Genomic DNA, 20,262 nt, shown 5'->3' with positions numbered 1-20,262 from the left:
TGGGAATAATGTAAATAGGAGTTGGCCGCCTACGGCAGCGCGTTGCGCGGGTCTTGTCGCAAGACCAGGTTCCATACCTGTTGGCCGACCGGCCGCTCGCGTTCCTCGATCAGGTGGGCGACCAGTCCCGCGCAGCGTCCGATCAGTGCCAGTCCCCGGCCGAACAGCGGGTCCAGCCCCATCTCGGCGAGGATGGCGCCGATGGCGCCGGCGGCATTGAGCGGCAGGGCGCCGCGCTTGCCGTCGCCGCAGGCGTCGCCAAGCGCAAGCGCTAGCCGGCAGTATTTGCCGTGAAAGCCGTTTGACCTGGCTGCCTCCATCAGCGCTGGCACTCGCGGGTCGCCCCGCGCATGAATCGGATGGCCCACGCCAGGTATCGGCTTGCCGGCAGCGCGGCAGGCAGCAACGATGCGCTGTGCCTGCGCCGCGATGGTGGCTTCGTCGGCATCGGCCGCCAGGGGCGCACCTTCCTGCAACAGCATCTGCGCCATGTTCTGCACCGTGCCGAGGAAGCGTTCTCCGGCTCCCAGCAGCCCGGCTGCGACCGCGCCTTGCAAGGATTCCGGCGCGCCGAGCCAGGTCATGCGGGCGCTGATCGCGCTTGGTGTCAGGCCGTGATCGACCGCGGTCACCAGCAGCGTGTCAATCATCCGCGCCTGCGCCGCGCTGGGCTGGCGGCCGAGCGCGACCAGGCAGAGCGTTTGCACGAAATCCAGCTTGCCGATCACCTCGGTGGCCAGGTCGAGTCCGCGCAGCGTGATGCGATCGGGTGTGGTGTAGCCGATTTCGGTGCGTACGCCGTTCATGCGCCCAGCCCCACGGTGATGCCGCCGCAGACGTGCAGCACTTGGCCGGTGACGAAGGACGCGCGTTCGTCGAGAAAGAACTCGACAGCGTGGACGATGTCCTCAGGTTTGCCGAGCCGCCTGACCGGCACGCCGCTCACAATGCGCTGCGTCAACGCATCCTGGGCCGGGTTGACGGAGCCGAATGCCGCCGTGGCGATGGGCCCCGGCGCGACGGCGTTGACGGTGATGCCGTGCGCCGCGAGTTCCAGCGCCCAGGTACGCGTCATGGCGTTCAGGGCGCCCTTGCTGGCCGAGTACGCCGTGCGCAGTTCCTTGCCCAGCGCGGCACGGCTGGAGATATTAACGATGCGGCCGTGGCGCGCCGCGCGCATGCCCGGCACCAGTGCCTGGGTGCATTGCAGCGCTGCCCGGACGTTGACATCAATCTGCTTGTCGAAGTCGTCAAGACTGGTTTCCTCCAGGCTCGCCGGCCGCAGCGTCGCCACGTTGTTGACGAGGCCGGTGAAGGCGAAGGTGGCCGAGGCTTTGCCAAGCGCGGCGGCGAGTTGCGCCGTGTCGGCCATGTCGACTTCGACGAAATGCGTCACACCGGTCTCGGGAGGCGCCACCCGATCGAAGTTCACTACCGTGTGGCCGCGCTCGCGCAGCGTCTTGCACAGGGCCCAGCCGATGCCGCCGGATCCGCCGGTTACCAGGATATCTGTTGGTGTCATGATGAGAGAGGCTCCTTGCCTAGTGGGTCGTAGCTGGCGTAGTTGCTGGCGTAGTCGCTTGCACTGGCGGCGAGCCGGGTCCTGACCTCGAGCTTCGAGACCTTGCCGTTGGCCGTGAGCGGAAGGGTTTCCACAAAATGGATGCGCTTTGGTGCCTGCACCGAACCCAGGCGTTCCTTGACGAATGCCTGCAACTCGGCAGCGTTGGTTGTGGCGCCGGGATGCAGTTGCACTGCCGCATGCACGGCCTCGCCCCAGCGCGGGTCGTCCATGCCGAGCACGGCGCAGCGGCACACCGCCGGATGAGCGCCGAGCGCGTTCTCCACGTCGCTGGGGTACACGTTGAAGCCGCCCGTGATAATGACGTCGCGCAACCGGTCTTTCAGGTACAGGTAGCCTTGCGCGTCCAGGTAGCCGCCGTCGCCCGTATGCAGCCAGCCATCGGCCAGCGCCTCGGCGGTCTTGCCCGGCTGGCGCCAGTAGCCGGACATGACGAGGTCGCCGCGCACCACGATCTCGCCGGTTTCCCCAGCTGGCAGCAGCTTGCCATCGCGCCCCATGATGGCGAGTTCGGTCAGGCAGGTGGCACGGCCGACGCTGCCGTGGCGGGCGGGATCGCGCAATTCTCCGGCGGGCAGGAAGGCAATGATGCCGGGGGCCTCGGTTTGCCCGAAGGAGGTCTCCAGGGTGCCGAAAATTTCAATGGCCTGGGCAATCCGGTCTGCGCGCATCGGCGCTGCCGCATAGATCAAGTGCCGCAGCGCGGACCAGTCCCGTTCGCGTACGCCGGGCTCGTCCAGCAAATCGTAGATCAGCGTGGGCGGCATGAACACCGCGGTGATGCGCTCGCGCTCCAACTGATCGAGCAGGGCGCGCGGCCTGGTCGAATCCGCCAGCACGATGGTGCCGCCACGTGCGAACACGGGTAGCAGGAAAGTGGACGTGCCATGGGTGATGGAGGCCACGGCGAGATAGCGCTCGTCATCGCGCAACTGCATCGCGGTGAGGATGGAAACCACCGTGGTGTTCCAGGACCGCAACGACTGCATGACCCCCTTGGGCGCACCGGTGGTGCCGCCAGTGAACTTGATGGCCTGCGTTTCGCCAAGCTCGCGCTGCACGGGTAGCGGGACGTGGCCGCGCCAGGCACAGAGCAGCGCGGCGATACTGTCCGGGCCGGATGCCTGCGGCCCGCAGCTGATCACGCGGGTGCCAGGCGTGTTAGTGCCGGATTGGCCGTGGCTGCTGTCTTCCAACACCAGGATGGACGGCTCGGTGAAGTCGACGATGCGTGCCCGTTCGTGGACCGAGGCGCGCGGATTCAGCGGCACCCAGCATTTGCCTGCGGCCAGCGTAGCCAGCAGCGCCAACACATGCTGCATGCTATTGCCGGCGCAAATGCCTACGCGCGATCCGGGCGTGGGGTCCAGTGCCTGGAAGGCCGCCGCGAGCGCCAGTACCTTCTGCGTCAGTTCGCCGTAGGTCAGCGATTCACCGGCCGCCTGCAAGGCGATGCGCGCCGGCGTGGCGCTGGCGGTCCTCAGCAGGTGGTGGATTGGTTGCATGCTGCCTTCCGTTGCGTCTCGTTGATACCGCTCATTCCGCTCATTCCGCTCATTCCGCCCGCGCTCCAGATACCTTTACGATCCTTGCCCATTTGCTCATCTCCTCATCGACGAATCTGGTAAATTCCGCCGCGCTCATCGGCTGGTTGCCCGCGTTCTTGGTGGTGCCGAGGTCGGTGACGGTGTCGGCGCCCATTTCGGCATAGCGCTTGCGCAGCGTTGCGCTTGTCACAGCCTGGCCAACCGCCGCATTGAGCCGGTTCACAATGTCGGGGGGCGTATGCGCCGGCGCGAAGATGCCGCTCCAGTTGCTGACGAAGTAGCCCGGCACGCCGGCTTCGGCAACAGTCGGCACATCCGGGAGCGCGGGCGAGCGATGCGCCGAGGTCACGGCAAGCGGGCGTACCAGGCCCTTGGCGATCAACGGCAGCGAGGTGGGCAGGTTGTCGAACATCAGCTGCACCCGCCCGCCCATCAGGTCGGTCTGTGCAGGCGAGCCACCGCGGTAGGGCACGTGCGTCAGTTGCGTGCCGGTCATATGCTCAAAGAGTTCGCCGGACATATGAATGCTGCTGCCATTGCCGGACGAGCCCATCATCAACTGGCCCGGTTTGCTCTTGGCCAGCGCAATCAGCTCCTTGACATTGCGCGCCGGCAACGTCGGGTTGACGACCAGTACATTGGCGCCGGAGGAGACCAGGGCCACAGGCTGGAAGTCCTTCTTTGGGTCGTAGGGAAGGTTGGCGTATAGCGTCGGGTTGATGCCATGGGTGCCGATCGTGCCCAGCAGCAAGGTGTAGCCGTCCGCCGGTGCATTGGCGACGACGGCCGCGCCGATGTTTCCGCCCGCACCGGCGCGGTTCTCCACCAGCACCGGCTGCCCGAGGCTTTGCGTGAGCTGCTGGCTGAGCAGCCGGCCGAAAATGTCCGCAGCGCCGCCGGGCGGGAACGGCACTACCAGGCGAATTGGCCGTGAAGGATAGGTTTCGGCCAGTACCGGCCCCGCCGTATGCAGGGCGAGCGCGGCCGCGACCGCACAGATCAGTCTGTGAAGCATGGGTTGTCTCCGTTGTCGTTGTCGTTGGTTGCCAGCGGCATGCTCCGGATGGAGCCACGCCGGGCTTACTGCGCTTCGCCAGGCCGGCCGTTCAGGGATCCACATGTGGCCTCGCCCGCACGGTCGGCGCCGTGGGGCGCGGCGAGGGGGCGCGAAGGACGGTCTTGCTGCATGGGATAGTTTGGCGCTGTCCGGGTTAGGTGAGCGGAAATGTGAAAACGATTTCCGTTTGTGCTAACTTATCAGGCAACAAATTTGGCGTCCAACTGTGGAACGTTTTCATTAGGGAAGACCATGACGCAAAAGATTTCCGTCAGGGATGTGGCTGAGGCGGCGGGGGTTTCCATCGGCAGCGTGTCGCGGGTGCTGAACGGCACCGGCTATGCCAGCCAGGCGCTGCGAGCCCGGGTGCACGCGGCGGTAGAGGCACTGAACTATGAACCCAGCTTTGCCGCCCGCCACCTGCGTACCGGGCGCAGCAAGACGGTCGGCTACCTGGTTTCGAATATCGGCAACCCGCTGCTGGCGGCGCATTTCAGCGAAGTCGAGAAGCACATGCAGGCCGCCGGGTACTCCATGCTGGTCGGCAATACACTGGATCAGCCACGGCGCGACCGCGAGCTGGTTGCGCTGTTCGAGACCCGCCGGCTAGAGGGCATCATTGCCGCGCCGAGCCTGGAGAGCGCGGACCCCGCCGACAGCCTGTTCAGCGCTTGCAGCTTACCGGTGGTGATTCTGGATCGGGAAACGCCTCTACCAATGGACACGGTCTATCTGGACCATCGTAGCGGCGTGAAGCAGGCTATGGCGTATCTGATTTCATTGGGTCACCGCCGTATCGCGTTGTTCGGGCCTGGCGAGCACATTCGTCCAGGGCGCGAAAAGCTGCTCGGCTACCGGGATGCCCTTGCGGAGGCGGGTTTGGTGTTCGACCCCGCACTAGTCTGTATGTCACGCTCGGCGATCGATTCATCACGCACCCAAATGGCGGCCATGCTCGCTCTTTCCGCACCCCCCACCGCAATCATCGGCCTGGGAACGCGCCTGCTCTCCGGCGCCATTTATGTTGCGCGCAAGGCGGGGCTGGATATTCCCGGAGACCTTTCGGTGATCGGCATCGGTACGCCGGAGACGCTTGAGTTGATGTATCCCCCGCTAACCACTCTACGCTTTGACATCGAGCGCGCCGCAGAGGCTGCCGCACATCTGATGCTTGACCGCTTGGGCGGGGAGGGGGGGACACAGCCACGTATCGTGAATGTGCCGCTTGACTTGGTTTTGGGGGAGTCGTGCGCCACGGCAGCGCCCAGGTAGGCCGGTGGGCTGTACAGCCGGCTGCTGCGCCGGCGTATTGGCAAGGTGTTGCTATTTCTATTTCTTGGATTCGTAGGCCATCCGCACCGCCAGACCGGTCAGAACGCTTCCCATCAGCCAGCGCTGCACCAATAGCCACTGCGGGCGTCCTGACAGGAAGGTGGATATAGATCCGGCCGTCACGATGATCAGTGCATTTACAGCGAGGCTGATCGAAATCTGAACGCTGCCGAGCGCCAGCGACTGGGTAAGAACACTGCCATGTCCTTCCGTAATAAATTGGGGCAGCAGCGACAGATACATGACGGCGATTTTTGGATTCGCCAGGTTGGTGATAAACCCCATGCTGAAGAGCTTCCTTGGGGTATCGACCGGTAGGTCGCGCACTGCAAACGCGGACCGTCCGCCCGGTTTGACCGCTTGCCAGGCAAGATATAGAAGGTACAAAGCGCCGCCAAGGCGAAGCGTGTCGTATGCGTAAGGTACCGCAAATACGAAAGCCGTAATTCCGAATGCCGCGCACAGCATGTAGAACACAAAGCCCAGAGCAACGCCGCCCAATGAAATGAGGCCTGCGCGTCTACCTTGGCAAATGGAGCGGGAAATTAGATAAATCATGTTCGGCCCCGGCGTTAAAACCATTCCCAAGGCCACAAGAGCGAACATGAGCAACTGTGCAAAATCAGGCATAACCCATCTCCAAGGATAGTAGGTAATGCCCAGGCGCGCGGCGGCTAGCAACCTCACGCTCCCCGATAGTGCCCTATCTGTATGCGCCAGTCACATGAGTGCAGAAATCATAGCACAGGAGAAAATGCTCTAGGCTACGGGAAGAATCATTGGCAACGCCGGGGACACGCTCCTTCAACTTGCGGATAGATTTTGGCCCAGCCGTGCTGCTTCTATCGCGGCGATGTCGATCTTTTTCATGGTCATCATCGCGTCAAACGCGCGCCTGGCCACAGCAGGATCGGGGTCGGATATTGCCGCCATGAGGGCGCGCGGGGTGATCTGCCATGACAAGCCCCAGCGGTCCTTGCACCAGCCGCATGCGCTTTCCTGGCCGCCATTGCCGATGATTGCGTTCCACAAGCGGTCGGTTTCGGCCTGGTCGTCCGTCGCGATTTGAAAAGAGAATGCTTCGTTGTGCTTGAAATACGGGCCGCCGTTCAGCCCAAGGCAGGGGATGCCGACGACGGTGAACTCAACCGTCAGGACATCGCCCTGCTTGCCGCCAGGATAGTCGCCCGGTGCGCGGTGGACGGCGCCGACAGAGCTGTCGGGGAACGTCTGCGCATAGAAGTTCGCGGCGTCAACGGCGCCACCTTCGTACCACAGGCAGATCGTGTTCTTGCTGGTCATTTCGCATCTCCTGATAAGTTGGCCACCCGCATCCGCGCAGCAGCCGCAGTGACGTCGCGCGTGACTATTTTGTGTGGGTTGCGTGATCTTCGAACGCGGAGACGATGCCGTCAATCATTGCCGTGATGCGCGCGGTATGCCGAAGGTCTTGATGCGTGACGAGCCAGATTTCGTAGACCGCCCCACGTGCGGGTTCCGGCCATATCTGCACGAGGCCGTCGTGTTCAGCCAGATGTATCGGAAGTTCACCGATGCCGAGTCCGGCCTTTACCGCGGTGCGCAGCATGAGGCTGGAATTGAAGGTCGATACGATGCGCCCCGCGTGTATCGGTTCGCCAGCAAGCGTCGGTGATCGATTCCCGGTCCAGTTTCCCTGATAGACGACAAGATCGTGGCCCGCGAAGGCGGAGCCAGCGGCGGGCTTGCCGTGCTGCTCGAGATAGGCACTCGATGCAAAGAGCGCCATGGGCCAGCGAGCCAGGCGCCGCGCGACAAGATCGGGATTTTCCGGCCTGACCGACCGGACTGCGATATCCGCTTCGCGCCTTGCCAGGTTCAGCATGCGCGTCGACGTATCCAGCAGGATGCGCACTTCGGGATGCGCGGCATGCAGGCGTTCGATGGCGGGAAGCAGGAATTGGAGCGCGATCAAGTCGGTGCTGGTGACTCTTACGTCCCCCGCAAGCCGTGTATCCGTGCCTTGAGTTCGTCTGACGAGTTCGTGTGCGGAGTGTTCCATTTTCTCCGCCGATCTCAGCGCGGCCTCGCCTGCGGCGGTCAACGCGTAACCGTCAGAGGTGCGCAGGAAGAGCGTTGCACGTAGGGCGTGTTCTAGCGCCGCGATCCGTCTTCCGACCGTCGCCTGATCCAGGTTGAGCGTCCTGGCCGCGCCACGGAGCGTCTTTTCGCGCTCCACCGCGAGAAACACTCGCGCGTCATCCCAGTTCATCGTGCCGCCCTCCTGATGCAAATTTGCATCTGTCACCATGAATAATGCTGCACATATTCATCAGCGTCGAGGCCTAGACTGAACGCAAGAGTTCCTCGTTCAATGATCCGCCCGGATCAATCGAGCCTCATCTTTAGAAAGAGTGATATCCATGTCTGCTTCAGCTTATCGTGTGCCGTCGTCCATGACAGCCATTGAGATCAAACAGCCCGGTGGTCCTGAGGTCCTGGTGCCGGCTACGCGCGCGGTGCCGATGCCGGCCGCCGATCAGGTTCTGGTCCGCATCCACGCAGCTGCCGTGAACGGTCCCGATGTTTTCCAGCGCAAAGGGCTCTATGATCCGCCCCCCGGGGCTTCCGACATTCCGGGGCTGGAAGTGGCAGGTCAAGTGGTTGCCGTTGGCTCCGACGTGTCCCAATTCCGGATCGGCGAACTGGTGTGTGCATTGATTCCCGGTGGTGGTTACGCAGAATATGCGGTCGCGCACGCCTGCAACACGATGCATATCCCCAAAGGCCTGACGTTGGTGGAAGCCGGGGCCATGCCCGAAACGTTGATGACGGTATGGCTGAACCTGTTCCAGCGCGGCAAGCTGGTTGCCGGCGAATCGGTGTTGATCCATGGCGGCGCGTCAGGTATCGGTACCACGGCGACCATGCTGGCGAAGGCATTCGGCGCGGCGAAAATCATCACGACAGTTGGCTCGCAGGCGCACCGGGAGGCCAGCCTGGCGTTAGGCGCAGACCTCGCGATAGATTACCGCGAGGAAGATTTCGTCGCCGCGGCGAAGCGGTTTACCGATGGAAGGGGCGTCGACGTGATCCTTGACATCATTGCCGGCGACTACGTGGCTAGAAACTATGACGCCGCAGCCCTGGACGGACGAATCCTCCAGGTGGGCGTGATCAAGGGGCCGGCGAAGGATCTCAACGTCTTGCCGATGTTGACGAAACGTCTGACGCATATGGGCTCGACATTGCGATCGCGCACATCCGCGGACAAGGCGGCCATCATCCATGAACTCGAGCGGCAGGTCTGGCCGTACATCGAGAGCGGCAAGATCAAGCCGGTTGTCTACAAGACCTTTGCGCTTGCCGACGCTCGCGGCGCTCACGAGCTGATCGATTCCGGCACACACTTTGGAAAGATCGTCCTTACGACAGGTGCCGATCTCATTGGCTGAGGCCTGGCTTGCCGCGAAAGCGGCAAGCGGCTTGCCGGGCTCGTGATGGACGTGAGGAAAAAGCGCCATTTTTAAAGGTCGCGGACGTCTCACGATCTGCTCGGCGATCGGCCGAAGTCGGTTCGAGAACGCACGGAGGTGGATCGCGCCATTTGCAAGCGCTAGCGCCTGTTCATCGCAAACCGTCGAAGTCTCCTGGCGCTAGCGTGAGGGCTGCTGCGTGCCAGATCGAGCTGTGCGAGCGTCACGTTCGAGATGCCGATATGGCGGATCTTTCCTATGCGCTGTAGATCGGCCAGGGCTCCGACCGACTCGGCAAATGGCACGTTCCGGTCAGACGCATTGCGCCGAAGCCCAATCGATGGACAGTCATGTCGCCGAGGGCAATCGTTCCGGCGAGCCCTGCACCATTCTGTTCCAAAGCCGCCTCCATCTAGCCGGGGTCGTCAATCGAAGCGATTGGCCTGTGGTCGGTTGTGCTTTCGCGCTGTGCGGTCTTCAACGCTGCATGGATCAAACTGCCGATAGCCACACCGAGGCAGGATGCCGGGCACCGAAGTCCGGTGAAGTTCGACATCACGCCAGGCGGCTGGCCTCGATGCGCGGGAACACCCGCGCCAGCGTGGCCCCGCGCGCGGCCATGAACAGCAGCAGCGCCGCCCATAGGCCATCGTTGCCGAACGGGCCGGCCAGCGTCAGCGCGGCCACCATGAACGCCGCGAACGACAAGGCCATCGAGTGCATCAGGTCGCGCGTGCTGGTGGCGCCGATAAACACGCCATCGAGCAGGAAGCCCCACACGGAAACCAGCGGCAGGGCGACCGCCCACGGCAGGTAGCGCACCGCCGCGTCGTGGACCGTCCGCTGGTCGGTCAGGCAGGCGATGATCCATTCTCCGGCGCCGGCATACACCAGGGAGAAGCACAGCGCGCCCACCGCACCCCAGATCATCGTGACCTGGACTGCGCGGCGGAAGGCGTGCCGGTCCCGGGTGCCGATGGCGGCGCCCACCAGCGCCTCGGCCGCATGCGCGAAGCCATCAAGCGCATACGCCATGAAGGTCTGGAAGTTGAGCAGCAGCGCGTTGGCCGCCAGGATCACGTCGCCTTGCCGGGCGCCCGCATGGGCGAACCAGCCGAAGCTGGCCACCAGGCACAGCGTGCGGATGAAGATGTCGCGGTTGAGGGCAACCAGCCGCTTCAGTTCGTGCGCATCGGCGACCACCGCCCAGCGCAGGGGCGCCAAGCCGTGTGGGCGCAGCCGCCAGAGCAGGGCGGCGCCCAGCACGAAGCCGCATGCATCGGCGGTGGCGGTGGCGGCGCCGATCCCCGCGATGCCCCAGTCGAACACATAGACGTAGAGCAGCACCGCGGCAATGTTCACCGCGTTGATGAAGAGCTGGACAAGCAGGCCGAGCCGCACGTGCTGGCAGCCCAGCAGGTAGCCGAGCACCACGTAATTGCACAAGGCGAACGGCGCCGCCCAGATCCGCGCATGGCTGTAGACCCGCGCGTGGTGCTGGAGTGTGTCGCTGCCGCCGATCAGGCCCAGCGCGCCGTGGATCAGGGGCATCTGTACGGCCAGCACGCCGAGCCCGATGACGGTGGCCAACATCAGGGCGCGTGCCAGCGTGGCGCGCAGTGCCGCGCCGTCCTGGGCGCCGTAGGCTTGCGCGACGAGCCCGGTGGTACCCATGCGCAGGAACCCGAAGCCCCAGAACACAAAGCTGAAGAACAGGCCCCCGGCGGCTACGCCGCCCAGGTAGGCCGGGTCCGGCAGATGGCCGGCAACCGCGGTATCGACCGCCCCCAGGATCGGCTGGGTCAGGTTGGCCAGGATGATCGGGAACGCCAGCGCCAGCACGCGGCGGTGCCAGTTCGAAGCGGGGAGGGCCGGCGGTGCGCAGGAGGCGCTGCCGCCGGCGGACGAAGCGGACGAAGTGGACGAAACGGCAGAGAGGGGACTATCGGCGTCTGGCACGTTGTGCAGCAAGGGCTGGGTGTTTGGGGTCGACCGTCATTATGGTCGATCCACTGCTTTGCTGCCTCGCCGGGGATCAGGAACGATGCCGCTCACCCACGCCGTATGTGCCGGGGATCAGGCGTTCACGCTTCTTCCACGACCGAAGCCTTGTTGCTGGTTGGGTGCGACTATGCCGTAGCGCTCCATTTGACGGTAGACCGTGGCGCGCGCGATGCGCCAGAGCTCGCTCATGTCCTCGCGGAAGACTTTCGCTCAGCAGGTGGCCGCGCAGATCCTGGGGCTTCCCGCCAGGCCTTGCCGGGGGGCGGGGGGCCGGCCAAGCCTTGCGGCAGGTAGATCAGCCGTTCTTCTTCGAAAGACCGTAGAACTCGAAATAGACGGCGTAGATCAGCATGACGTAGTTGAGCAGGTCGACCCAGGTAAGCGGATCGCCGCCAAAGTCGGGGACGATCTCCGCTTCATGCAGCACGGCACAGGCAAACCATCGCGTATAGGCAAAGAATGAGATCAGTCCAAGGCCCCAGCACGATGCCGCGCGTATGGCCCGGTTCGTGCCGGCGCCGAACCGTGTCGGCCAGTTGCCGGCAACGTTGGCCCAGAAGATCAGCCAGAAGGCAATCCATACGCCTAGCTGCGCGGGCCAGCTTGGAAGCATCGCGCCGATTTTCTCGACGGCGCCGGGCGGGATGAGGACCCATCTGAGCAATGCCAGATGCACGGCATAGAGCGCAGTGCCCAGCAGGAAGTTGCCGGCCAGCGCGGCGAGCGCCATATGGCTCTTCCGGGCCAGCCTGTTCCACGGCCAGTTGTCGAAGATCAGGAATGTTGTCAGCCACGCCACGATGACGGAATAGAACCAGCCGATCGCCACCGGCAACGGCAGCAGGATCGCATGCGGCGCGGTGGCGGCCGATACGCTGGGATAGATCAGCAGGAAATAGCCCAGGCCCGTGAGGCAACAGCCGGCGGCGATTTGAGCAAGGCCGCTAGCCGCGGGGCTCAGGCCGCTGTCGGACCACGGCCATCCGGCCATGCCCGTCGCCAGTATGCCAAAGCCGTAGAAGCCGATCAGCACGATCAGGCCGGCGGCGCCGTAGCCGACGCCGCCAAGGGCGCTGAATGCCGGATCCAGTGCGCCGTAGCCATGGACCAGCGCGGCGGGCACGGCGAAGGAGAGCGCCAGCGTCACGACCGTGGCGGCGCAGCCGCGCACGGGCTGCTTCAGCGCCGAGAATCCCGCCATGCCGAAATTGAAGCCGATGAAGACCAGCACCAGGATGCCCCAGAAGAGGTACATGCCAAATGGCTGGGGGGCGTATTTCCAGACGGCCTGGGCGGGGTCGGCGAACAGGCGCCACACGCCAAGGCTGATGCCGTGCACGATCAGGAAGACGGCCACGGAGAATGCCAATGGCCGCAGCGCCAATCCGGCAGGCGCGAGCGCGGGTGTGTCTTGAGCTTCGATATTGGGGCTGAGGGGTTCCATGACCGGCATGTCCAGTACGATGAAGGCCCGGCACGCGAGGCGCGCGCTGGCCGCTGCGCGACGCTGCATCGCGCGAGGCCCGCATGCCGGTGGGATGGGAGGGTGGCCGCGTTGGTCAACGCGGCGCGTTGGAATGAGCGGCCGTCAAGCCGTCAAGCCGTCAAGCTGTCCAGCGGTCAGGCCGGCAGGCTGGCAACCGGCTGGACGATGATCTTGACGTTGCCATCCTTGTTGTTGACGAGCTCTTCGAAGCCGTGCGACACAATGTCGGCGAGGGAGATCCGCCCGGTGATGAGCGGCTGCACGTCGATGCGGCCATCGGCGATAAAGCGGATCACGTCGGCGAATTCGCCGTTATAGGCGAGCGATCCGATGATTTCCTTCTCCGTCGATACGATCTCGAAGAAATTGAATGCGCTGGGCTCTTCGAAGATGCCCACCATCACGCATTTCCCGGCCTTGCGGATCACGTCGATGGCAAGCTTCGCCGTGGCTTTGTTGCCGATGCACTCGAAGGACACATCCGCGCCATAGCCGCCGGTCAGTGCCTTGACCTCCGCGATCGCGTCGCATTCCTTGGGATCGATGACGACGTTGGCGCCGACCTCCAGCGCCTTTTTCTTGCGCGCCGACGAGATTTCGAGCGCGATAATGCGGCCTGCGCCGGCCGCCTTCGCGCACATGATCGTGCACAGGCCGATGGTGCCGGCGCCGACCACCACAACCGTCTGGCCGACGATGTTGCCGGCTTTCTTCACGGCATGAAGCCCTACCGCCAGCGGTTCGATCAGTGCCCCCGCCTCGGTGGGGAAGTTCTCCGGCAGCTTGTAGAGCAGTTCCGCCGGCACGTTGACGTATTCCGCGAATGCGCCGTTGTTCATCAGGCCGGTGAACGCGAGACTCTCGCAGATGTTGTACAGGCCATGGGTGCAGTAATAGCATTTGCCGCAATGCTGGCAGGCATCCGCGGTGACGCGTTCGCCGACCTTGAAACCGGTCACGCCCGCGCCCAGTTCCGCGATCTCGCCACTGAACTCGTGGCCCAGAATGCATTGCCCCTTCAGTCCGGTGAGCGGGTGGGGATGGTCGACCGGGATAAAGACCGGGCCCGCGACATATTCATGCAGGTCCGACCCGCAGATGCCGCACCAATGCACGCGGATCTTTACCCATCCTTCGGCGGGCTTGTCCGGGACGCGTACCTCCTCGACGCGGACATCGTGGCGACCCCGCCATACGGCGGCCTTCATGCTGGACTGATGCACCGAACCTTCGTTGCTCACGGTTGTGTCTCCATCGTGGTTGTGGGGAATCGACGAAGGGCCATGCGGGTGCCGCGGGTCAGTGTGTGGCGTGGCCTTCGTGCAGGAAGGAAATCGCATGAACCATGCCAGTGAGGACGGCGGACGAAGGCGGGTGGCGAAGGCGCAGCGTGCGCTGCGCCGCAGCGTGGGGAGGGCTCAGGCGCAGGCGGGGTGAGGCGTGAGCCGCGCGGGATTATTGCTGCGATACGGCATGGCGCCGGCGATGGACCGGCGAGCTACGGCGCGGCCCGCGTGAGACGGGCCGGCTCGATCCGGTGAGACACCGTGCCTCAGTCCGCCTCGTCCGCCTCGTCCGCCTGGGACAAGGACAAGGGCGGCGATCCCGGCAAGGATGCCGAACCCGGGTAGACAATGCTGTACCTGGCCATCTTGCGGTAGATGGTCGCGCGGCTCATGCCCAGTGCCTTGGCGGTTTCCTTGACGCGCCAGTGGTGGCAGGCGAGCATCTGCGCGATGTGCTCCCGTTCGAGAAGCTCACCGGGGCTCAGGCCGGCACTGTCGAATGCCTGCGCGGTGACTGGCGGGCTCGAGGGCTGCGGTGCTCCTGGCGCGGCATCGGCCGGGCAGCGCAGATAGTCGGGAAGATCTTCGGCAACGATGACGCCTTGGGCTGCGGCCAGCGCGCATGCGTACCGCAATGCCATGCGCAGTTGCCGTACGTTGCCGGGCCAGCGATAGCGGCGGATGCATGCCATTGCCTCCTCGGACAGTGCGGACCGGGTGCCGTGCGCCTGGGCTTCATCCGCCAGGAAGAAGTCGACGAGCTCGCCCAGGTCAGTGCGATCGCGCAGGGCAGGCAGCCGGAACACGGCGCCAGTCAGGCGATAGTAGAGGTCTTCCCGGAAGGTGCCTTCGGAGACCATGCGCGCAAGGTCTCTGTGGGTGGCGCAGATCAGGTTGATATCGACCCGCACCGATTGCTCGGAGCCCAGCGGCACCAGTTCGTTCTCAGCCAGCACGCGGAGCAGCCTGGTCTGCAGCGGCAAAGCCATGTCGCCGATCTCGTCCAGGAACAAGGTGCCTCCGTGCGCCTGGAGTATTTTTCCCTTGAGACCCTTGCGCTTCGCGCCGGTGAATGCGCCCTCCGCGTAGCCGAACAGCTCGCTTTCGATCAGCGTATCCGGGATGGCCGCGCAGTTGACGGCGACAAACGGCTGCGTCGCGCGCAGCGAACCGCGATGCACGGCGAGCGCGAATGCCTCCTTGCCTGTGCCCGTCTCGCCTTGCAGCAGCACGGGAATACGCCGGTCGATGATCTGGAGCGCGCGGGCGAGATGCGACGAGACCTGCGGGTCGCCGGTGACCAGGCGATCGCTGGCGATGGCACGGGCCGCGGGCTCGGCGTGGCCGGTGGCCGGGTGTCCCGGCGACAGCGACAGCGTGCGCAAGGCCCGGCGCGGCGGGCGAAGTCTCGCGAAAAAGCGGTCCCCGCCACGGGTCAGGCGCAACGGGAACATCTCCAGGCCGCTGTTCAGGTCGATGACCTGGCCGGCATTGAGATCGAACAGATGCTGGACGTTCGCCGGAATCGCGGTGTACAGCGTGCTCAGCATGCTCCTTGTCTGCCGGTTCATCGATACGATGTTCCCGGCATCGTCGAATGCAATCAGCAGTTCGGGGTGCAGGCTCAGGTAGTCCTGGCTGCGGTGCAGGTACAGGGTCCACAGGTGGCCGGTATCGTGGAGCAGGTAGGCGTTCTCGATCATTTCCGCCGCCTGGCACACCCAGGCGTAGATCAGTTCCTGCGAGTCCCGGTTTTCACTGTTTCGCACGGCCGATACGTCCAGCACGCCGGTGAGTTCGCCGGCTGGTGAGATGATGGGCGCGGCGGTACAGGTCAGGCAGGTGAACGCTGCCCTGAAGTGATCCTCGGTGTGGACGGTGATGGGTTCCTTGTCGGCCAGCACGCAGGCCACACCGCTGGTCCCCTCGGCGTCCTCCGTGAAATAGCGGCCGTGATACAGGCCGTGCTGCCGGTATTCCTTGCGGCGGTCTTCCTGCCCACGAAAATCGATCAGTGCGCCGTCGGCATCGGCCACCAGCACGCAATACCCCGCCTTGCCGACGACGCCGTGCAAGCGCTCCACCACCGGGCTCGAAAAGCGCAGCAGGGCCTCGGCGCGATTGCGCCTGTCTTTCAGCTCCGTCGCACTGATGACGCGCGGGCCGGACGTATTTCCCGGATCCAGCTGAAAGGTATTGAGCGAGCGGGTCCAGGAGCGAAACAGGCGCGCCTGCGCCGCCGCTTCATGGAGTGACGCATTGTCGACCACGGACGAAACGCGTCGTGCGTGTTGCAGTGCATATGATTGCGTCATGCCAGCTTCCTCAACATGCGTCACTCCAATTGCAAGGTGCGTCAGCGTTCGACAGGTCGACACGGCTGCGTTGTATGCCACGATCACGCGGCACTGGTCTGCGTGCCGCGTCTTTTTAGCACATCCCGAACCGGCGCTCACATTGCAGTGCAGCATGGGAACGGCGTCAGGCGCGATTCATACCCTGCGCAAGGTATGAATCGCATCTCTCCCAGCGCCTTCCTTGGCGCCGACGAATCCGGCAACCAGATCCTGGGTGCGCGTTACGCCTTGCAGGGCATTGTCGTCGTTGCCGTCTCGCCCGCCCCGATGCCGCCGTGGTCCCGCGACCATCGGGCCGGGTCGGCCAGAAAACGCTGCAGTTCGTCAATGCCGCGGCTATCCACGTTGCCGCTGTCACGCGCGGCTTGCAGGATGTCGTGCCAGTTCGCGAGGGAATGGATCTTGGCCTGCCAGGGGGCGAGGGTGCTCTCGGTGGGGAACGTGCCGTAGTCGAACACCACGAAGATGTCCGTCACCACGGCGCCGGCGGCTGCCAGCGCCTCGCAGAAAATCCGCTTGGAGCGCGCGGCGGCCATCATGTCGTCCACCAGCAGCACGCGGTCGCCGGCGTTGACGGCTCCCTCGATCTGCGAGGCGGGCCCCAGGCCCTTGGCTTCTTTGCGCACGTAGAGCAGCGGGAGCGCCAGGGCTTCGGCCATCCAGGCGCCGAATGCGATGCCGCTCGATTCGGCGCCGACCACGGCATCGATGCCGCCGAGCCGGTTGCGTTCCCGCAGCAGGCTCAAGCCGCGCTGGATCAGCGCCCTGCGCAGCAGGGGAAACGAGATCAGCCGGCGACAGTCGATATAGACCGGGCTGGCCCAGCCGGAGGGCAGCCGGAACGGCTCGTCCGTGCGGAATTTCACGCAGCCGGCATCCAGCAGGGCCTGGCCTACCGACAAGGACAGGTCGGGTTGAGGGCGTAGTTGAGACATGCGGGGCTCCAATGCTTCAGTGCTTCAGTGCTTCAGTGCTTCAGTGTTTGTGCTCGGCCACGGCTCAGAGGCTCGCGATGGTGTCGTCCAGCACCTGCACGCCAAGCAGGAAATCATCGATGTCCATGGCCTCGTCCGGGTTGTGCGAGCCGTGTTCGTTGCGCACGAAGAGCATGCCGGTGGGGATGCCGGCGTTGGCAAACAGCGATGCATCGTGCCCGGCGCCGCTTGGTACTTGCTCAACCGGGACGTCACGTTGCCGGCATGCCTGCGTGAGTAGTTCGGAGACCCTGCCGTCCATGGTGGCCGGGGCCGATTCGATGCGGCGGTCGAACTCGAACCGCACGCCGCGGTCGCGCGAGATGGCCTTGCATTCCGTGCGCAGCAGTTGATAGAAGCCTTCCAGCGTTTCCACGCTCTTGCTGCGCGCCTCGAAGCTGAAGTTCACCATGCCGGGGATGCGGGAGATCGAATGCGCCTGCGGGCAGGTGCTGACCACGCCGGTGGTGACGACCAGGTCGATGCCGCGCTCCAGCAGCACGCGCCAGTGCTCGTCCAGCCGCGTGATCAGGTCGGCCACGGCAAACATGGCGTCCTTGCGCAGCCACCGTGGCACCGCGCCGGAGTGGCCGGCCTCGCCGACGCACTGGATCCGGCTGTGCCGCACATTGCCGCGGATGCCGGGCACCACCGCCACCGGCAAGCCGCGCGCGACCATCACCGGGCCTTGCTCGATATGCAGTTCCAGGTAGGCATGGACCTTGGCTTTGTCGAGCAGCGGCGCCTGCGCGCGGATCGCCTCGACATCGGCGCCGGCAGCTGCCATGCAGGCCGCCAGCGACTCGCCGGAATGCCGGTGGGCCAGCGCCAGGTCGTCGGCGCTGAGCTTGCCCAGCAGCGCGCCCGAACCCATGTACGCCTTGCCGAACCAGGCACTTTCCTCGCCCCGGAAGCCCACCACCTGCAGCGGCACGCGCGAGTGCCGGCCGGTACGCTTTTGCCGGAGCTGGCAGAGCAGGCCAGCGACAATCCCCGCCAGCCCGTCGAAGTTGCCGCCTTGCGGGACGGAGTCCAGGTGGGAGCCGACCCACGTCGCAGGCGCGCCCGCGTCGGCTTGCGGCAGGCGGAAGACGAGATTGGCGGCGCGGTCGGCCTGCACGTCCAGGCCGTGGCGCAGCGCGAAGTCCCGCAGGTAGGCGGCCGCCGCGGTCTCGCCCGCGCCGTAGCTGTCGCGGGTCACGCCAACGCCATCGGACGACAGTTCGCGTATGTCCTTGAAGAGCTGTTCGGCGACCGGCTTGAGTTCCAGAATTTCCATGACACGTTTGTTGATCGTTGCAGTGACGCGCCAGCGGCATGTGCTGGCGCGAGTGGCTTTTTGCCGAGGTCGCTCAGCCGGATTGCTGCGCGAAGCGCAGCCAGCGGTCGCTCAAGTGCTGGTCGAGCCGGACCTGGCCCACCAGGTCGCGCAGCGCCCCGGTGCCGGTTTCCTGGCAATAGTCCTGCAGCCCGTCGATGATCTTCTGCATGACGCCGGGGTCCCGGAAGGACGCCGTGCCGACCTGGACGGCGGCGGCGCCGGCGAGCATGAACTCGACGGCATCCTCGGCGTTCTGGATGCCGCCGCAGCCGATGATGGGGATGCGCACGGCGCGATAGCACTGGTGCACCAGCCGCAGGGCAATCGGCTTGATGGCCGGGCCGGACAGGCCCCCCATGACGTTGCCCAGCTTGGGCTTGCGGGTACGCACGTCGATGGCCATGCCCAGCACCGTGTTGCCCATGACGATGGCGTCGGCGCCGGCGTCTTCCGCCGCCCGGGCCACGGCCGCGATCTGGCTGGCGTTGGGCGTGAGCTTGACCCAGACGGGGTGGCGCGTGCGCCCGCGGATGGCGCAGACCGCCTTGTAGGTGGTCTCGGGCAGCATGGCAAAGGCCATGCCGTCGGCTTCCAGGTTGGGGCACGAGATATTGGCCTCGATGGCGGCAACCTCGGGCAAGGACAGCTGCTCGCACGCCAGGGCGAACGCCTGCGCCGTATCGGCTGAGATCGACACCACCACCGGCGTGTTGTAGCGGGTGTAGGGCGGCAGCACGCATTCGCGGTAATAGTCGAGCCCCTTGCTCGGGATGCCGATGGCGTTCAGCATGCCGCCATAGGCCTCGGCTACCCGTGGCGTGGGATTACCGGCCCGGGACCTGGGGGAGACGCTTTTGATCACCAGTGCGCCAAGCTGGTTGAGGTCCAGCGCTTCGCGGTACTCGATGGCGAAGCAGCCGGAGGCAGGCATGACCGGGTTGCGCAGCGTCAAGTCGCCAACCCGAACGGTGAGATCAGCCAAACTCCACCTCCCCGACGACTTCACGAATGGAAAACACCGGGCCTTCCCGGCAGACCCGCAGGAATTGCTTGTCGCCATCGCAATCGAACAGCCGCACGCAGGACAGGCACACGCCCATGCCGCAGGCCATGCGCTGCTCCATGGCGACTTCGCCCACCACCTCGGGATGATCGGCCAGCACGCGCTGAAGCAGCATCAGCAGGCGGTGCGAGCCGCAGGTGTAGACCGCGTCCGGCCGCTGCTGGCCGACCAGGCCGCGCATCAGGACTTCCATGGCCTCCACCGACGAGGAGCCATCGGCATCGAACACGCTATGCACCTGGGCGTTGGCCCCGCGCAGGAATTCGTGCTCCATCAGGTCGTCGCGGGTGCGGGCCGACATCACCGCGGTAATGGCGACGCCAGCATCGGCTGCCTGCTGGATCAGCGGCGCCATGGTGGCCAGGCCCACGCCGCGCGCCACCACCAGGATCCGCCTGAAATCCGGCCTGAAGGTGAAGGTGTTGCCGAGCGGGCCGACGATCTCCATGTGGCCATCCACCGGCAGTCTGGCCATGGCGCGCGTGCCCACGCCGGTTACGTTGTAGAGGAACTCGATGCGGCCCGCTTGCGGCCCCGCGCCATAGACGCTCATGGGGCGCAGCAGGAACGGCTGTTCGGTGTCGGTGGTGGGGCAGCGCAGTTGGTAGAACTGCCCGGGCTTCGTGATCCTGGCAATGGGCGAATCGGCTTCCAGGCGGATGTGCTTGTAGCGCTGGTTGACCCACGAATGTTCGACCACGCGGCAGCGATAGGACGCTACCGTGGCGATGCTGTCCGGGCTGCACAAGGTTGCAGGCATGATGACTCCAGAGTCCTGACCAATACGGTATGGGGCAA

Annotated in this window: 18 protein-coding genes and 1 riboswitch; of the genes, 2 read left to right on the top strand and 16 right to left on the bottom strand. The window is 65.0% G+C overall.

What is annotated here, in order from left to right; translation table 11 throughout:
• Nucleotides 1-29: 29 nt before the first annotated feature.
• From A9975_RS15375 to A9975_RS15360, 4 genes are read right to left on the bottom strand one after another with little or no spacing between them, the layout of a single operon-like run.
• The gene (locus tag A9975_RS15375; RefSeq protein ID WP_183033546.1) at nucleotides 30-806 is read right to left on the bottom strand and encodes a citryl-CoA lyase; all 777 of its coding nucleotides are present in this window, start codon (nucleotides 804-806) and stop codon (nucleotides 30-32) included.
• Nucleotides 803-1,522, bottom strand: coding sequence for an SDR family oxidoreductase (locus tag A9975_RS15370; RefSeq protein WP_183033545.1), 720 nt, complete (start codon nucleotides 1,520-1,522; stop codon nucleotides 803-805). The genes A9975_RS15375 and A9975_RS15370 overlap by 4 nt, the downstream gene beginning before the upstream one ends.
• Complete coding sequence (locus A9975_RS15365; RefSeq protein ID WP_183033544.1) at nucleotides 1,519-3,087, bottom strand: class I adenylate-forming enzyme family protein; 1,569 nt, start codon at nucleotides 3,085-3,087, stop codon at nucleotides 1,519-1,521. The genes A9975_RS15370 and A9975_RS15365 overlap by 4 nt, the downstream gene beginning before the upstream one ends.
• Before the next feature lie 49 nt (nucleotides 3,088-3,136).
• Nucleotides 3,137-4,144: a tripartite tricarboxylate transporter substrate binding protein gene (locus tag A9975_RS15360; protein ID WP_183033543.1), complete on the bottom strand. Its 1,008-nt coding sequence runs from the start codon at nucleotides 4,142-4,144 to the stop codon at nucleotides 3,137-3,139.
• A 294-nt stretch (nucleotides 4,145-4,438) separates the two neighbouring features.
• Between A9975_RS15360 and A9975_RS15355 the strand changes: the two genes are divergently transcribed.
• Nucleotides 4,439-5,458, top strand: a complete 1,020-nt coding sequence (locus A9975_RS15355) for a LacI family DNA-binding transcriptional regulator (RefSeq protein WP_183033542.1) — start codon at nucleotides 4,439-4,441, stop codon at nucleotides 5,456-5,458.
• A gap of 57 nt (nucleotides 5,459-5,515) precedes the next feature.
• Here the strand turns inward: A9975_RS15355 and A9975_RS15350 are convergent, their stop codons facing one another.
• The 3 genes from A9975_RS15350 to A9975_RS15340 all read right to left on the bottom strand — a co-directional run bounded on the left by A9975_RS15350 (nucleotide 5,516) and on the right by A9975_RS15340 (nucleotide 7,769).
• On the bottom strand, nucleotides 5,516-6,148 hold the full coding sequence (locus A9975_RS15350) for a LysE family translocator (protein ID WP_183033541.1): 633 nt from the start codon (nucleotides 6,146-6,148) through the stop codon (nucleotides 5,516-5,518).
• Between the two features lie 20 nt (nucleotides 6,149-6,168).
• Nucleotides 6,169-6,252, bottom strand: a riboswitch (ZMP/ZTP riboswitch).
• Nucleotides 6,253-6,322: 70 nt separating this feature from the next.
• On the bottom strand, nucleotides 6,323-6,820 hold the full coding sequence (locus tag A9975_RS15345; protein WP_183033540.1) for a VOC family protein: 498 nt from the start codon (nucleotides 6,818-6,820) through the stop codon (nucleotides 6,323-6,325).
• Between the two features lie 64 nt (nucleotides 6,821-6,884).
• On the bottom strand, nucleotides 6,885-7,769 hold the full coding sequence (locus A9975_RS15340; protein WP_183033851.1) for a LysR family transcriptional regulator: 885 nt from the start codon (nucleotides 7,767-7,769) through the stop codon (nucleotides 6,885-6,887).
• A 151-nt stretch (nucleotides 7,770-7,920) separates the two neighbouring features.
• On the opposite strand from A9975_RS15340, the gene A9975_RS15335 reads away from it, so the two are divergent.
• Nucleotides 7,921-8,952, top strand: coding sequence for an NAD(P)H-quinone oxidoreductase (locus A9975_RS15335; protein ID WP_183033539.1), 1,032 nt, complete (start codon nucleotides 7,921-7,923; stop codon nucleotides 8,950-8,952).
• A gap of 161 nt (nucleotides 8,953-9,113) precedes the next feature.
• Here A9975_RS15335 and A9975_RS37810 read toward each other — a convergent pair whose 3' ends face one another.
• The 9 genes from A9975_RS37810 to A9975_RS15290 form a co-directional block, all read right to left on the bottom strand.
• The gene (locus tag A9975_RS37810) at nucleotides 9,114-9,278 is read right to left on the bottom strand and encodes an aldo/keto reductase (protein ID WP_370564708.1); all 165 of its coding nucleotides are present in this window, start codon (nucleotides 9,276-9,278) and stop codon (nucleotides 9,114-9,116) included.
• Nucleotides 9,279-9,528: 250 nt separating this feature from the next.
• The gene (locus A9975_RS15325; protein WP_183033538.1) at nucleotides 9,529-10,932 is read right to left on the bottom strand and encodes an MATE family efflux transporter; all 1,404 of its coding nucleotides are present in this window, start codon (nucleotides 10,930-10,932) and stop codon (nucleotides 9,529-9,531) included.
• Between the two features lie 340 nt (nucleotides 10,933-11,272).
• Nucleotides 11,273-12,421, bottom strand: coding sequence for a hypothetical protein (locus A9975_RS15320; RefSeq protein ID WP_220810778.1), 1,149 nt, complete (start codon nucleotides 12,419-12,421; stop codon nucleotides 11,273-11,275).
• 176 nt (nucleotides 12,422-12,597) lie between these two features.
• Nucleotides 12,598-13,671, bottom strand: a complete 1,074-nt coding sequence (locus A9975_RS15315; protein WP_183033849.1) for a 2,3-butanediol dehydrogenase — start codon at nucleotides 13,669-13,671, stop codon at nucleotides 12,598-12,600.
• A gap of 344 nt (nucleotides 13,672-14,015) precedes the next feature.
• Complete coding sequence (locus A9975_RS15310) at nucleotides 14,016-16,064, bottom strand: sigma-54-dependent Fis family transcriptional regulator (protein WP_183033537.1); 2,049 nt, start codon at nucleotides 16,062-16,064, stop codon at nucleotides 14,016-14,018.
• Nucleotides 16,065-16,327: 263 nt separating this feature from the next.
• Nucleotides 16,328-17,041, bottom strand: a complete 714-nt coding sequence (locus A9975_RS15305; RefSeq protein ID WP_183033536.1) for an orotate phosphoribosyltransferase — start codon at nucleotides 17,039-17,041, stop codon at nucleotides 16,328-16,330.
• 64 nt (nucleotides 17,042-17,105) lie between these two features.
• Nucleotides 17,106-18,359, bottom strand: a complete 1,254-nt coding sequence (locus A9975_RS15300) for a hydantoinase/carbamoylase family amidase (protein WP_183033535.1) — start codon at nucleotides 18,357-18,359, stop codon at nucleotides 17,106-17,108.
• Nucleotides 18,360-18,432: 73 nt separating this feature from the next.
• The gene (locus tag A9975_RS15295) at nucleotides 18,433-19,383 is read right to left on the bottom strand and encodes a dihydroorotate dehydrogenase (protein ID WP_183033534.1); all 951 of its coding nucleotides are present in this window, start codon (nucleotides 19,381-19,383) and stop codon (nucleotides 18,433-18,435) included.
• The gene (locus tag A9975_RS15290; RefSeq protein WP_183033533.1) at nucleotides 19,376-20,224 is read right to left on the bottom strand and encodes a dihydroorotate dehydrogenase electron transfer subunit; all 849 of its coding nucleotides are present in this window, start codon (nucleotides 20,222-20,224) and stop codon (nucleotides 19,376-19,378) included. The genes A9975_RS15295 and A9975_RS15290 overlap by 8 nt, the downstream gene beginning before the upstream one ends.
• Nucleotides 20,225-20,262: the final 38 nt, after the last annotated feature.

This window comes from Cupriavidus sp. UME77, from assembly GCF_014170355.1.
Taxonomy (GTDB): domain Bacteria; phylum Pseudomonadota; class Gammaproteobacteria; order Burkholderiales; family Burkholderiaceae; genus Cupriavidus; species Cupriavidus basilensis.
Note: the sequence above shows the minus strand (reverse complement) of the source record. Positions and strands in the feature narration are given on the sequence as shown.